Below are 13,548 nucleotides of genomic sequence, written 5' to 3' on the forward strand. Positions count from 1 at the left end.
AATCTGCCATAAAAATAAATAAGTGAGGTACTTTTGTCGTGTCGACCTGGCTTTCTCTATTACCTGCGCTCGTTGCCATTCCGCTGGCATTTTTTACCCACCGGATTCTTCTGGCCCTGGGAATTTATGTGTTTTTGGGGGCGCTGATTATCGAGCAAGGGTGGTTGCCCGATGCTTCCGCCCGTTTCGTCCTGCTTTTTTGGCAAGTGATTTCGGATCGTGACAATTTATTCATTATCGTTTTCAGTTTGCTGATTGGCAGCTTGATCGGCGTGATCCAACGGGCTGGCGGGGTGGAAGGCTTTAACGCCTGGATCGACCGGCGCAATCTGGCGGATACCCCCCGCCATGTTTCTTTATTGACTCTGGCCACCAGCATGGTGCTGTTTGTGGAAACCTATTTTGGGGTGCTGGTTGCGGGGCTGCTGGGTTTATCGTTATTTGACCGTTTTAAGGTTCCCAGACTTCGTCTCAGTTATATCCTTGATACCACTTGTTCCCCCAAATGCATGATGATTCCCATTAATGCCTGGGGCGCTTATATCATCAGTATGTTTGTCGATGAAGGGGTCACCGAGCCGGTTTCCTTGTTAATACGGTCGCTGCCTTTTATTTTCTATGGTTGGGTTTCTTTATTATTAGTGGCCTTTGTTGCTACCACTGGTTGGGAGATACCCTGGAAACTGCCAGTATCGCCATCGTTGGCAGGGGAAGAGCCCATCCATTTCAGTGATTTGATTGAATCGGACCCCCATGCCCCAAAGCGGGCACGGCACTTATGGGGACCTATCGCCCTACTGGTGTCTTCTGTTTTGATCTTGCTGTTGATCACCGGCGATGCGCCCTTGGCAATTTTCACTGCCGTGGCGGTGACACTGATTGCGACCTTGGTTTGGTATCAAAAAGAAGGCGCCCTTTCGTGGCAATCGGCGATGAAACCCTTGGGTCAAGGCATCGTCATGATGTGGCCATTGATGCGCCTGTTGGTATTTGCGTTTACCGTCGGCGCGACGACCCGAGTGCTCGGAACGGGAGAATACATGGCTTCCGCCCTGCAGGGGGAAATCGCGGCTTTTTGGCTGCCCTTTCTGGTATTCGGGATTGGCTGTCTGGTTTCTTTTGCCACTGGCACGTCCTGGGGAACCTTTGCCATCATGATTCCCATTGTGATTCCCCTGGCCGAAGCCTTTCAAATTTCACCGGCATTACTCGTGGGCGCGGCATTGAGTGGCGGTTTGTTTGGCGATCACAGTTCTCCGGTCTCAGACAGCACCATGGTTGCCGCGTTGGCCGCGGGGGTAGAACCCATCGACCATATCCGCCACCAGCTTCCCTATGCGTTATTGGGGGCCGGGATTTCCTTGTTGCTTTATTTGCTGGTAGGAATGTTTTGAATCGCGGGAAGGCGGTACCGGTTTTTCCACCATCTTCCTAGCAGTAATAATGCCGTCAACATCAGAGGCAACAGCAAGATATTGATGAATTTCAGCCAATTGCCCAGGCGCTCGATATCTTCGTTCAATTGATGTTGCAGGTGGCGAAGGTCTTTGCGGATTTGTAACCGCTGTTGCTGGAAGGTTTCCAATGTTTGTTGCTGCTGTGGGGTAAGATTTTGATTGGGCGTTTGTTTGGCGGCTTCAAGGGCTGCCATCTTTTTTTCGGTGGCTTGCAGTTGCTGTTGAAGTTGGGCCACTTTTTCCCGTAGCGCCTTTTCCGCCTGCCGGCGCAGGTTTTCCACTTTCTCAAAGGGTTTGGCTAGGTTGGCGTGGCTGCGGATGGAAATCAGGTCGGGATTGCCGGTGAGATAATCAATCGCATTGATGACAAAGGGGCCATTATCGGCGACAGGCACAATCATCCGCTCACCGTCCGGGCTCTTTTGAATCTTGGCCCACAGGCGGTTGGCAAGCAGGTCAGAGTCCGCCACCACAATCAGTTGGGCGGATTGTTTGCCTTGGGATACATGGGTTGCGGTATTTTCCGGACTGGGAGGTTTTGCAAAGGCGCTGGGGAATTTTCCCTCAATCCGGGCCGCCAAAATGTGGTTTTTACCGTCTGCCTGGAAGGCGTCATAAAGAATGCCAGGATCAAACAGATAGTCCAGGGCCGCGGTTGGAATGAGCATGGCGTCCCGGCTGGAAGAGAGCAGGGGGAGAAAGTTCAGGTGGGAATCGTTCAAGGGGGAAAGCGCCCCGGCAGAGGAAAGCAGTAATTTATCCAGGTGCGCCAGGATAGGTTCATCGGCAAAGGCGCTGGAATCCAGCCCCAATAATCCAAGGTGGCGGACCGCAGGACGCCCCTCGGCCACTTTGACGGGCATGGCATATTTATTGTCGCCCACAAATCTGCCAGGAATCATTTCAAATCCCCAGGCTTTGAAGAGTGGGTTCAAATCGGAGTTCTTCTTGCGTCCGGGCTGCACAAACGCGGGCGGGCCGTCCAATTCCGCGTAAGGATCGACAAAAAACAGGCTGCGGCCGCCGCGGAGCAGATACTGGTCGATGGCATAGAGCGCAGGTTGTTCCAGGGATCTGGGATGAATCAGCAGCAATAGCTCCGTCTCCTTGGGGATGGCTTTGAAATCCTTTGGCAACCAGGTGACATCGTAAAACCGCTGAATTTGTTCTACGATCACCCAAGGTGGTTGCGGTTGGCGGTTGAAAGGATTGATACCCCCTTGAACCAGCAAGTCCGGTTCCGCATACAGCGCAATCTTGGGTTTGTGCTCCCGGGAGACCTGGACCAATAGCTCGCTGATGTCATACTCCAGATAGCTGTCCCGTTCCTGGTTGAAAAACGGGATAGTGGTTGATTTGTCCTTGCCGGCCAGCGCTACCAGACCAAAGTAAACTTCCGGCGCGCCAGGCGCCAGGCGCACCGGACGCAAACCCCGTTCAACGGCCTTATCTTCTGCTTCAGAAAAAGGTTCCGGGTTGATTACCCGCAGCCGTATTTTGCCATTGCCGATGCGATCATATTCTTGCAGCAGTTCCCGAATCCTTTGGGCGTAATTGCGCAGCAGCGGCATATCCCGGGTAGCTTGATTGGAAAAGTAAAATTCCAATATCACTGGCTGTTTCAGCGAAGCGATAATGTTGCGGGTACCCTTGGAAAGGGTGTATTGCTTGTCTTCCGTCAGATCCAGCCGTGCCCCCTGAAGCAGCCACTGATTGACAAACAGCGCCAGGACAGCGATGGCCGCAATCAAAAACAGACCCGGTTTCCCGGTGAGCCAAGACTTCATGACTTACCCTGCCTTTTTCATTTCGATGACCAGGGCGCAGGCGCTCAGCCAACCTGAAATCATGATCAGGAAAAACAAAATATCGCGCAAATCCAGTACACCCTTGCTGATGGTGTGAAAATGCGTCAGAAAACTCAATGAGGCGATACCGTCCACCAGCCAAGTGGGGGCCCAGTGATAAAACGCCTCCAGGACCAAGGGAAAACCGGCGGCAACAAATACGAAACACACTACTACCGTCAATATAAAGGCGATCACTTGGTTGGAGGTCGCCGCAGACAGGCATTCGCCAATGGCCAGATAGGCCCCGGCCATCAGCCAGCTTCCCAGATAAGCCGCCAGAATCACGCCATTATCCGGATTGCCGAGCCAATTCACCGTGATCCACAAAGGAAAAGTCAACACCAAGGCCAGCCCCACGAACAACCAGGCGGCGAGAAACTTACCAAGCACCGCGTCCCGCAAGGTCAAGGGGAGGGTGAGAAGCAATTCAATGGTGCCGGTTTTGCGTTCTTCCGCCCACAGGCGCATGGCCACGGCGGGGATCAGAAACAAATACAGCCAAGGGTGATAATCGAAGAAGGGCCTAAGATCGGCTTGATTACGCTCGTAAAAGCCCCCCAGATAAAAGGTGAACACCCCGCTCATAATGAGAAAGATCACCAAAAACACATAAGCAAGCGGCGTGGAAAAGTAGGAAGCCAATTCCCGCTGGCAGATAATCCATGTGCCCGCTCTCATGCTTGCGTGCTTCTAAGAGATTCCAAATAGCGTTTCAGTTCCCGTTTGCCGCGCTCGTAGACGGCTTTGTCCCGCTGGATTTTGGTCATACCCAGGATGCCTTCAATAACGGCAATGATAAATAAAGCAGAATCTTGGACATTAACGGAGGCATCGACGATTCCTTTTTCTTGACCTTTCTGTAACGCTTCGCCTGCGGCATTTTGCCAAAATTGGAAAAAACCCTCAATCCGTTTTCTGAAACCTTCGTCAATGGGAGACATTTCCTGGGCGAGTTTGTTCAAAGGGCAGCCTAGATAAAAAAAAGCATCCGGCCAGATTTGCCCAATGCTGTCAAACAGTTGATATAGTCCATCCAAAGGATCGTCATAGTTTTCTAAAGGATCGATCCATAATTCCTGGATTCGCTTTTCGATCAACTCCTCCAGTACCGCATAACCCAGGGCCTGTTTGCTAGGGAAATGATGATACATCGCGCCTTTTTTAAGGCCGGTCTTCTCTAATACCCGGTCCACCCGCATGCCTTGAAAGCCATGTTGATGCATTTCCTCGAAAGCGGCCTTGAGGATTTTGAGGCGGGTATTTTCAGGGTTGCGTTCCGTAGACATGGATGGTTCACCAAAGCGGCTTAGAGTTTAAAGGCGTATTTATAAAAATGCTAAAAATATTATAGACAGACCGGTTGGTCTGTGATAGCTTTATTGCAAACAGACTAGTTGGTTTGATATAGGTTCAACTTGGAACACGTCTTTAAATGTGCCTATCGGGACAGTCATTCAGCCACGGAGAAAATCATGTTCGATTTGTACACCTACGCCACCCCCAATGGCCAACGCGCCTCCATCATGTTGGAGGAAACCGGCCAGCCTTACACCGTACATTGGGTCAACCTTATCCAGGGCGAACAACAGCAACCGGCTTTTCTCAAGCTGAATCCCACTGGCCGCATTCCGGTTTTAGTCGATCACAACGCCAGTGGCGGGCAGCCGCTGGTGCTGACCCAATCGGTTGCCATCGTTCAGTATTTAGCGGAGAAAACGGGGACTTTGCTTCCAAAAGGCCAGGACATGAGAGCCCGGGTCTATGAATGGATGCAATTTCATGCCACTGATATCGGCGCTACTTTCTTAAGCGCCTTTTACTTGCAGCGGCGCAGCTTTCTCGGTTTGTCTCTCTCCGCTACCTTATTGAAAAAGCGGGCGTTCGAGTTGTACCGTCATTTCGACGCTCAGTTGACCAAGCATCCCTTCCTCGCCGGCCCCGAATACACCATTGCCGACGTTATCGCTTTTCCGGGTGTTTTGGCCCAGGAAAAGCGGCTGGGTGATTACCGCCACTTAAACCGCTGGCTACAAGCACTGAAACAACGTCCCCAAATACAACGGGGCCTGGCAGCTTCATCCCGGGAGGGCGGTCATGCGGGCTAGGCTTCCATTCTCCCAATATTTCTTTTTGGCTGTCACAGCCAAACCCAAAACTATCGTTTTTCTGGGTTTTGTATTTATCGCAATTTCGGCTTTTCTCATGCTCAAATTGCAGAAGGATACAAGGCTGGATGCTTTTATTCCCGTTTCGGACCCCTCTCTGCAATTGCGGGACCGAACCCGCGAGTTGTTCGGGCTCGAAGACCCCATGGTGATTGCGTTGATTGACGATGGCAAATTCGGGGTCTTCAATCCCTATGCCTTATTTTTACTGGACTGGCTCACCCGTGAGATCGGAAAGCTTCCCAACATTGATTCCGACCGCGTTACCAGCCTGGCCACGGAAAAAGACATCACCGGCACCGAAGAGGGCATGGAAGTAGCGCTTTTTTTCGATGAGCCTCCTACCAACCAGACTGACGCCGATAAGATCCGTGCGCAAGTAATGGATTTTCCCCTCTATCTCGGCAGTCTGGTTGCCAAAAACGGCAAAGGAACTCTGATCCTCGCCGAACTACAGGATCAGAAAAAGGCCCAGCAAACCTACCATGACCTCCTGGGTCTGGCGGCTCGTGCGCCTCTAAAGCCAGGGGAAAAGCTATATGTTGCCGGTGAAGGGGCGGTAGCGGGTTACATGGGGGCTTATATCGATGCAGACGCAGTAAGGCTTGATCCTATCGCCGCCATCGTAATTACCTTGATCTGTCTGTTGGCGTTCCGGACATTACGGGGGATGCTGCTGCCCAATCTGGTGGTTCTGGCCACTGCCGGCAGCGCCATTGGCCTGATGGCCGCTTTCGGTGTCCCTTTCTTCGTGATCACCAACGCTCTGCCGGTGGTATTGATCGGCATCGCCGTTGCCGATTCGATTCATATTCTCAGCGAATATTATCAGCGTCTGGCCGATCATCCGGATGCTGATCCGCGCTCTCTCACAGTGGCTACCATGGTGGCCATGTGGCGGCCCATCACCTTGACCTCCCTGACCACCATGGCGGGTTTTTTTGGGCTGACCCTCGCCTCGGTGATGCCGCCGATGAAATTTTTTAGTTTGTTTGCCCTGGTAGGGGTCTTCGTAGCCTGGGTCTATTCCCTGATTGTCGTGCCCGCATGGCTTGCTCTGCTTCGTCCCAGACTCAGTCGAGCCTACAGACTCGGCCAGGGTGTTGATAGTTTTGGTAAGGGGCTGTCCGGGTTGGCCCCCCTGGTGATCCGTTTTCCGAAGACCCTTATTTTGATTTCCCTGGGAATTATTATCATCGGTGGCATCGGTGCTTCGAAAATCAAACTGGATGAAAATCTGATTCGCACCTTCGATCCCGAAGAACCCCTATTCATCGCCGACAGTGTTCTGAACCGCTGGTTTGATGGCACCCATTACTTGGATATCTTGATTGAAACCCCAGCTCCGGAAGGCTTGTTCAAGCCGGAAAATCTCGAGCGCATCGAGGCACTGCAAGCCTTCGTGCAAACGCTTCCCCACGTTCAGGGCAGCACCTCGCTGGTCGATTACCTGAAACAAATGAACCGGGCCCTGAACGAAGGTCAACCACAAGCCTACCACCTTCCGGGGGAGGCTGATCTGGCCGCCCAATACTTTCTCCTCTACAGCGCCAGCGCGAGTCCGGACGATTTCAATGACATTACCGACTACGATTACCGCCTCGCCAATGTGCGGGTCCGGCTTAACGATGGCCGTTATTCGGTGGCCAAGGCCGTGGTTCAAGCCATTCAAGCCTATATTGATCATAATATCAATCAGCCAGGGATTCACGCAGCCTTGAGCGGCCGGGTGAATGTCGACGTCCATTGGATCCGGCGCCTGGGCGAAACCCATTTTATGAGCATGGCCATATCTCTTGGCCTGGTATGGCTGATGGCATCTTTAAGTTTCCGTTCGCTGGTGGCGGGTTTCATGGCCATGCTGCCGGTGGTGGTGACCATTCTGATGATCTATGCGGTGATGGGTTTCAACGGAATCTGGCTGTCGATCAGCACCACAATGTTTGCCGCCATCGCCATCGGGTTGGGTGTGGATTTTTCCATTCACACCCTGGAACGACTGCAAACCCTGATACGAAAGGGTAACACTCTTGATCAAGCCATCGCTAACCTTTATCCCTCTACGGGCCGGGCGTTGCTGTTCAATTTTGCCGCCCTTGCCCTAGGATTTGGTGTTCTATCTACCAGTAAGGTTGTCGTCCTACAGGAATTTGGCTTGCTGGTGGCAGTCGCCATCGCCACCAGTTTTCTCACCAGCATGACCCTGCTGCCAGCATTGGTCAAAGTACTCCGTCCCCGTTTCATGATCGGAAAAGATCGTGCTTTACCATTCATCAAACCCCAAGGAGATATCCCATGAATACCCTTCTTGCGCTTTTAGCCCTAACCTTGCTCATGGTTACCGATGACGCCGTTGGCACGGAATTGCCCAGTGGCGACGAAATCGCCCGCCGTATCAACGAACGGGACGAAGGCATTGCCGTCTCCCGCACGGTAACGATGGAAATGACGGAAGCCAGCGGCAAGACCCGGATCCGCGAAACCCAGGGGTTCAGGAAATATTATGGCGAGGAAAAACGGACCGTAATTTTTTATTTGAGCCCCAGGAGCATCCGAGACACCGCCTTTCTTACCTACGATTACGCCGATCCTGAACGGGACGACGATCAATGGTTGTACCTGCCAGCCTTGCGCAAAGTCCGCCGAATTTCGGCATCCGACCGGGGAGATTACTTTTTGGGTACCGACTTCACCTATGAGGATATCAAGCTGGAGACCCGGGTTTCACTCAAGGATTACCAGCGCAAAACCGTGGGAGAAGATCAAGTCGACGGTGCCCACTGCCTGCGCTTGGAGAGCCTGCCTGTTTCCCGGGAGATTGCCGAGGAACTGGGTTATAGCAAGGTATTGCAATGCGTCGACGACCAAATCTGGATGGTGCGGCGGGCAAAAATGTGGGATCTCAAGAATCAGCCATTGAAAACCATCCACTTTCGCGATATTCGTCAGGTACAGGGAATCTGGACGCCGCATTTGATCGAGGTGGTCAACCACAAGACCGGACACCAGACTCGCTTCCGTTTTGCCAACGTGGACTATCAAACGGGGGTAGAGGACCAGATCTTTACCCAAAATACCCTAAAACGCGGTTGGCGCCGCTGATTGGCGAGTGGCTGCGTGAAATACAATGTCGTCATGCTAGCGGGAATGCTTTGGCCATTGGCAACGACGGCCGTTGACATGGCGGCTTCGCTAACGGCAACTGGACAGTGGGCGCAAGGAATCGGCACAGGCGAGACCCAGGCCCTGAACGGGAGCCTACGGCCGGAACTCGACTTATTCTTCTTGGATGACTGGCGTTTCACTGTGTCCGTGCGTTTGCGCTCGGAAGCCAGGGACGGCATGCAGCCAGGTGACATCGGGCGTGGTGCTTACAGCCCTTATAGCAAGCCTGCCTTGCTCCATGAGACGACAGAACTGGCGCTGCGTCAATTTTTTTTCCAGGGTCAAATCGGCGATACCCACCTCACTATCGGCAAACAACAGGTAGTCTGGGGTAAGGCAGACGGACTCAAAGTGCTCGATGTCGTCGATCCCCAGTCATTTCGGGAGTTCATCCTGGAGGATTTTGACGACTCGCGGATCCCTTTGTGGACAGTGAATATTGAAAGGCAAATCGGTGACTGGACATGGCAATTGCTTTGGATTCCCGACCCCACCTTTCATGCGATTCCCAAACCAAGCGCCACTTATGCCTTTACTTCTCCCGAGCTGGTTCCCACCGCTCCACCCGGCGTCACCGTGAAGCTGAACGATCCCAAACGCCCGAGCCGGTCTCTGAAGGATTCCGATGCCGGCCTGCGGGTGACAACCTTTTGGCAGGGCTGGGACCTCACCTTGAACTATCTCTATCAGTACGACAATCTGCCCGTGCTTCGCCAGAGCATTGCCTGGGTGGAAGGAAAGCCAGTGGTAACGATCACGCCGGAATACGAACGCACCCATGTCCTGGGGACTACCTTCAGCACCGCCATGGGCGACTGGGTGATCCGCGGAGAAATGGGCTACTTCAGCCGTAAGTTTTTTATCGGCAGAGATACTGCGCACCGCGGGGTGGTGAAAAGCCCGCTTTTGCACTACGTGCTAGGGCTGGACTGGAATGGGCCGGCCGATATTTTCTTCAGTGGCCAGTTGATTCAAAGCTGGATGCTGAAACGCGCCCATCGATCTACCCGCGACCAGCTGGACACCAGCTTGACGCTGTTGATGCGTCGGCTTTTTTTATACGACACCCTGACCGCCGAGGTTTTGGTCATCGCCAACCTCAATCATGGCGATGGCATCGTCAGGCCGAAACTCGGCTATCAGTGGCTAGACAATCTTGAAATCTGGCTCGGTGCCGATGTGTTCTTCGGTGACCGTGACGGAGTTTTCGGCCAGTTTGGCGCTAACGACCGGTTGGTGCTGGGCATTGAGGCCGCATTTTAACCCACCTTGAGAGGTTATCACTATGAAACGAAAGCAATTATTTGCCGGCCGGGTCGCCATTGTCACCGGTGCTTCCAGCGGCATTGGCCGGGCCACCGCCTTGAAATTCGCCCGCCAGGGGGCGACCACCATTTTGGCCGCCCGTTCCCGCAACAAACTCGACCGGCTAGCCGAGGAAATCGCATCCTTTGGAGCGCCCGTCCGCGTCATTCCCACCGATGTCGCTTCCAAAGAACAGGTTGATGCCATGACTCAAGCAGTGGAAAAGGAGTTTGGCCGGATTGACATTCTGATCAACAATGCCGGTGGTGGCGCGGTGGGAACCGTGGAAGACAGCCAGTTCGCCGATCAGACCAGGGAATTGCTGGAGGTGGATTTTTTTGGCAAGGTGTATTGTTGCCAGGCGGTTCTCCCCATTATGCGCCGCCAGGGTCAGGGGGCGATCGTCAATCTGTCTTCGGTAGTGGGCAGGAAGGCATTTCCTCGGTTTGGTGCCTATTCCAGCTCCATGCATGCGGTCAGCGCCTTTTCAGATGCCCTCAGGCAGGAACTTCACGGCAGTGGCATCCGAGTCACCACGGTTTATCCAGCGCTGACCCAAACGGACTTTTTCTCGAGATTTCCCAAGGCCAGGATGCCGGTCCAGTTCTCCCATATGAAGCCGCTTGCCCCGGAAACGGTAGCTCAGGCAATTGTACGTGCCGTGCGCAAAGGCTCCCCCAGAGTGATCCTTCCCTGGCAGCCACCCCTCATGCTATTGGGTGACACCGTTTCTGCAAGATTTGGCGACTGGTTCGTGCGTATGCTGGACAAAGGCTGGTTTATGCGTTTGATTTGGATGTATGGCCAAGGTCCACGCTCAACTCTAAGATAGGCTTGAAGCCTTTAAAAACCATCCCCATAACAATTAGTAGTTAAACAACATGAGGCAGGGGGATGAAAAAGGATGTGCGAAAACAAAGCACCCATGGCGGTCTTCTTGATATCCTGGTCAAATTAGGACAAACCATACAGAAAGGATGGCGGAACATGCAAAAGAAACCTGAAATAGAAATCAACAAGCCAGGCAAGCTGCCGTTTTGGCAGGATCCCCGTTACAACTGGATCGCTTATTTTATCTTGGCGATGCTGTTGCTTTCCCTGTGGCAGAACTACAATCAGGTCCGGCAAATCGAGATTCCCTATAACCAGTTCCTTGAGTATGTGGAGCAGGGCAAAGTGGAAAAGGTGGTGATTGAGGAGAAAAAGATCACCGGTTTGCTCAAGCCCGAGGCACCCGAGGAAGAACCGCAGCCCTTCATCACGATTCCCCTTTGGGATGACAAGTTGGCAGAGAAACTGAAAGAGCACGGCGTGGAATTTGTGGTTCGCCCCCAGACCACCAACTGGTTTGCCTATTTATTTTTTAGCTGGATTCTTCCCCTGGCGTTGCTGTTTTTGTTCTGGAGTTGGATGGCCCAGCGCATGGCCGGTGGCCGCAGTATTTTGAGCCTGGGGAAACGGGCGAAGATTTATGCCGAGGCCGATGTCAAGGTGACCTTTGACGATGTGGCGGGGTGCGATGAAGCCAAGCAGGAGCTGAAAGAAGTTATCGAGTTTCTCAAAGATCCGAAAAAAATCCAGCGCTTGGGCGGACGCATGCCCAAGGGGGTTTTGCTGGTGGGACCACCGGGAACAGGGAAAACCCTGTTGGCACGGGCGGTTGCCGGGGAAGCCGGAGTGCCGTTTTTCAGCATTACCGGTTCCGAATTCATTGAAATGTTCGTTGGGGTGGGCGCGGCCCGGGTGCGGGATTTATTCGAACAGGCGCGGCAGAAAGCCCCCTGCATTATCTTCATCGATGAAATCGACGCCATCGGCCGATCCCGGGGCGCTTCTCCTATCAGCCATGAAGAACGGGAACAAACCTTGAACCAACTTTTGGCCGAGATGGATGGTTTTGATCCGTCTTCTGGGGTAGTGGTCATGGCGGCCACCAACCGGCCCGAGATATTGGACAAAGCATTGCTGCGCCCGGGGCGCTTCGATCGTCAGATTGTGGTGGACAAGCCAGATGTGGATGGCCGCGTCGGGATTCTCAAGATCCACACCCGCAAAATGAAATTATGCAGTGATGTGGATTTGCATACCGTGGCTTTACGCACGCCTGGGTTCGTGGGGGCCGAATTGGAGAATGTCTGTAACGAGGCGGCCATCATCGCGGTGCGGAAAAACCACGATTGCGTTTCGATGGAGGATTTTGAAGCGGCCATCGACCGGGTGATCGCCGGGCCGGAAAAGAAAACCCGCGCCTTGAACCCCCAAGAAAAGGAGCGGGTGGCCTATCACGAATCCGGGCACACTTTGGTGGCTGAATGTGTGCCGACGGGTGAGCCGGTACATAAGGTTTCCATTATTCCTCGCGGGATTGGTGCCTTGGGTTATACCCTGCAACTGCCCGTGGAGGAAAAATTCTTGGCCACCGAACAGGAACTCAAGGATCAATTGGCGATTCTCCTGGGCGGCAGAAGCGCGGAAGAAATCATCTACGGCGATGTCTCCACCGGCGCCCAAAATGACCTGGAAAAGGCCACGGAAATCGCCCGCAACATGGTGTGCTACCTGGGCATGAGTGACAAGCTGGGTCCGGCCACCTGGGGGCAGCGGCAACAACTGGCTTTTTTGGAAAACGCCCCGGCGCAGGAGGTCAAGAATTACAGTGAGGAAACCGCGCGGGTGATTGATACCGAGGTCAGACAGTTGATTGAACAGGCCCATCAGCGGGCGATCAATATACTCAAGGAGAGAAAGGAAACACTCGATGCGTTAGCCAGGTTATTGCAGGAAAAAGAAGTCCTCAGTGGCGAGGAGGTCAAGCAGGTGCTGAGCAAACATGGAAAAGCAAAGGATTGATTAATCCACATCACCCCAGCTAGGAGTCGGCTGGGGTGATTCCACATTAAAAGGCCTGCATCGATCCAATCATTTTTTTTGAAGATTGTGTCGAGTGTCTTCTGGGAGCAGACCATCTGCCCTAGCAATCAATACCTTACGTGTTTAAATGACGCGGTTCTGCTTCTGGAAGTTCGTAGCTGTCATAAGCACTCAAGGTCAGGTTACAATTTTGCAGCACTTGGCGTTCAATTTCGCCCGCAGTGAGGCGGGCCTGTTCATCGATATCGCCCACTAAATCCTGGCGGATTTTGACGGTCAGGCGGGCCAATGCGGCGTGCAGGTCGTCTCTTTCCCGGTGGCTGAATTGATGGTCTTTGGCGCTTTGGGCAAAGATTTGCAATAGCTGTTGATAGGAATGAAGCACTTCATGACTGGCGGAAATAGCCAGTTTGTGGGTGAGGAATTGGAGTGTGATAATGTCATCGCCCGCAATATTCGGACGGTGAAAAAGCTCTTCCAAATAGTTAAGCAGCTCTGTGTAAAGTGCCGCTTTTAGTTCGATAAATTTAATGCTTTGTTCTTTTGTCAGCTCCACTTCCGTTTGTTTGTTGAGCAAGATAGCGGTAATAAGAATTGTCGCAAGCGTGCCCAAAACGACCAGAACGATTTCCTGGGCGAAGGGGGCGGGTTCGGACACATAGTAGGCGTAGCGTAGATAAATATAACCGCCGATAAAAATAACAGCGGTCAGCAGCATATACAATAGATTCTGTC

At 53.0% G+C, this 13,548-nt stretch carries 10 protein-coding genes and 1 pseudogene; 7 read left to right on the top strand and 4 right to left on the bottom strand.

What is annotated here, in order from left to right; genetic code table 11:
* The first annotated feature begins 38 nt into the window (after positions 1–38).
* Positions 39–1,394, top strand: a complete 1,356-nt coding sequence (locus AXA67_11240) for a hypothetical protein (protein KXJ39640.1) — start codon at positions 39–41, stop codon at positions 1,392–1,394.
* On the opposite strand, the gene AXA67_11245 is transcribed toward AXA67_11240, so the two are convergent.
* Genes AXA67_11245 through AXA67_11255 form a run of 3 tightly spaced genes read right to left on the bottom strand, consistent with a single transcriptional unit; the run spans position 1,370 to position 4,593 of the window.
* Positions 1,370–3,244 (bottom strand): hypothetical protein, encoded by a 1,875-nt coding sequence (locus AXA67_11245; protein ID KXJ39641.1) that lies wholly within the window; start codon positions 3,242–3,244, stop codon positions 1,370–1,372. The two genes, AXA67_11240 and AXA67_11245, sit on opposite strands and share 25 nt — an antisense overlap.
* A gap of 3 nt (positions 3,245–3,247) precedes the next feature.
* Positions 3,248–3,985, bottom strand: a complete 738-nt coding sequence (locus AXA67_11250; protein KXJ39642.1) for an ABC transporter permease — start codon at positions 3,983–3,985, stop codon at positions 3,248–3,250.
* Positions 3,982–4,593 carry a hypothetical protein gene (locus AXA67_11255; protein ID KXJ39643.1) on the bottom strand — a complete coding sequence of 204 codons (612 nt, stop codon included), beginning with the start codon at positions 4,591–4,593 and terminating at the stop codon, positions 3,982–3,984. Before AXA67_11255 ends, AXA67_11250 begins: the two co-directional genes overlap by 4 nt.
* Before the next feature lie 186 nt (positions 4,594–4,779).
* On the opposite strand from AXA67_11255, the gene AXA67_11260 reads away from it, so the two are divergent.
* The 6 genes from AXA67_11260 to AXA67_11285 all read left to right on the top strand — a co-directional run bounded on the left by AXA67_11260 (position 4,780) and on the right by AXA67_11285 (position 12,792).
* On the top strand, positions 4,780–5,412 hold the full coding sequence (locus tag AXA67_11260) for a hypothetical protein (GenBank protein ID KXJ39644.1): 633 nt from the start codon (positions 4,780–4,782) through the stop codon (positions 5,410–5,412).
* The gene (locus AXA67_11265) at positions 5,402–7,771 is read left to right on the top strand and encodes a hypothetical protein (GenBank protein ID KXJ39645.1); all 2,370 of its coding nucleotides are present in this window, start codon (positions 5,402–5,404) and stop codon (positions 7,769–7,771) included. Before AXA67_11260 ends, AXA67_11265 begins: the two co-directional genes overlap by 11 nt.
* The gene (locus tag AXA67_11270) at positions 7,768–8,574 is read left to right on the top strand and encodes a hypothetical protein (GenBank protein ID KXJ39646.1); all 807 of its coding nucleotides are present in this window, start codon (positions 7,768–7,770) and stop codon (positions 8,572–8,574) included. The genes AXA67_11265 and AXA67_11270 overlap by 4 nt, the downstream gene beginning before the upstream one ends.
* A 33-nt stretch (positions 8,575–8,607) precedes the next feature.
* Entirely contained in the window at positions 8,608–9,900 is a 1,293-nt protein-coding gene (locus tag AXA67_11275) for a hypothetical protein (protein ID KXJ39647.1), read from the top strand.
* 22 nt (positions 9,901–9,922) lie between these two features.
* Positions 9,923–10,774, top strand: a complete 852-nt coding sequence (locus AXA67_11280) for a hypothetical protein (GenBank protein ID KXJ39648.1) — start codon at positions 9,923–9,925, stop codon at positions 10,772–10,774.
* 155 nt (positions 10,775–10,929) lie between these two features.
* Positions 10,930–12,792: a cell division protein FtsH gene (locus AXA67_11285; protein KXJ40168.1), complete on the top strand. Its 1,863-nt coding sequence runs from the start codon at positions 10,930–10,932 to the stop codon at positions 12,790–12,792.
* A 208-nt stretch (positions 12,793–13,000) separates the two neighbouring features.
* On the opposite strand, the pseudogene AXA67_11290 reads toward AXA67_11285, so the two are convergent.
* A pseudogene (locus tag AXA67_11290) lies at positions 13,001–13,531 on the bottom strand (hypothetical protein).
* Between the last annotated feature and the right edge of the window lie 17 nt (positions 13,532–13,548).

Source organism: Methylothermaceae bacteria B42 (assembly GCA_001566965.1).
In the GTDB taxonomy this organism is placed as follows: domain Bacteria; phylum Pseudomonadota; class Gammaproteobacteria; order Methylococcales; family Methylothermaceae; genus Methylohalobius.

Bases quoted from the DNA above. Each gene is read 5' to 3' on its own strand.
- AXA67_11265 (KXJ39645.1), top strand. From the start codon at position 5,402: ATGCGGGCTAGGCTTCCATTCTCCCAATATTTCTTTTTGGCTGTCACA.
- AXA67_11280 (KXJ39648.1), top strand. From the start codon at position 9,923: ATGAAACGAAAGCAATTATTTGCCGGCCGGGTCGCCATTGTCACCGGT.
- AXA67_11250 (KXJ39642.1), bottom strand. From the start codon at position 3,985: ATGAGAGCGGGCACATGGATTATCTGCCAGCGGGAATTGGCTTCCTAC.
- AXA67_11255 (KXJ39643.1), bottom strand. From the start codon at position 4,593: ATGTCTACGGAACGCAACCCTGAAAATACCCGCCTCAAAATCCTCAAG.
- AXA67_11270 (KXJ39646.1), top strand. From the start codon at position 7,768: ATGAATACCCTTCTTGCGCTTTTAGCCCTAACCTTGCTCATGGTTACC.
- AXA67_11275 (KXJ39647.1), top strand. From the start codon at position 8,608: ATGCTAGCGGGAATGCTTTGGCCATTGGCAACGACGGCCGTTGACATG.
- AXA67_11260 (KXJ39644.1), top strand. From the start codon at position 4,780: ATGTTCGATTTGTACACCTACGCCACCCCCAATGGCCAACGCGCCTCC.
- AXA67_11285 (KXJ40168.1), top strand. From the start codon at position 10,930: ATGCAAAAGAAACCTGAAATAGAAATCAACAAGCCAGGCAAGCTGCCG.
- AXA67_11245 (KXJ39641.1), bottom strand. From the start codon at position 3,244: ATGAAGTCTTGGCTCACCGGGAAACCGGGTCTGTTTTTGATTGCGGCC.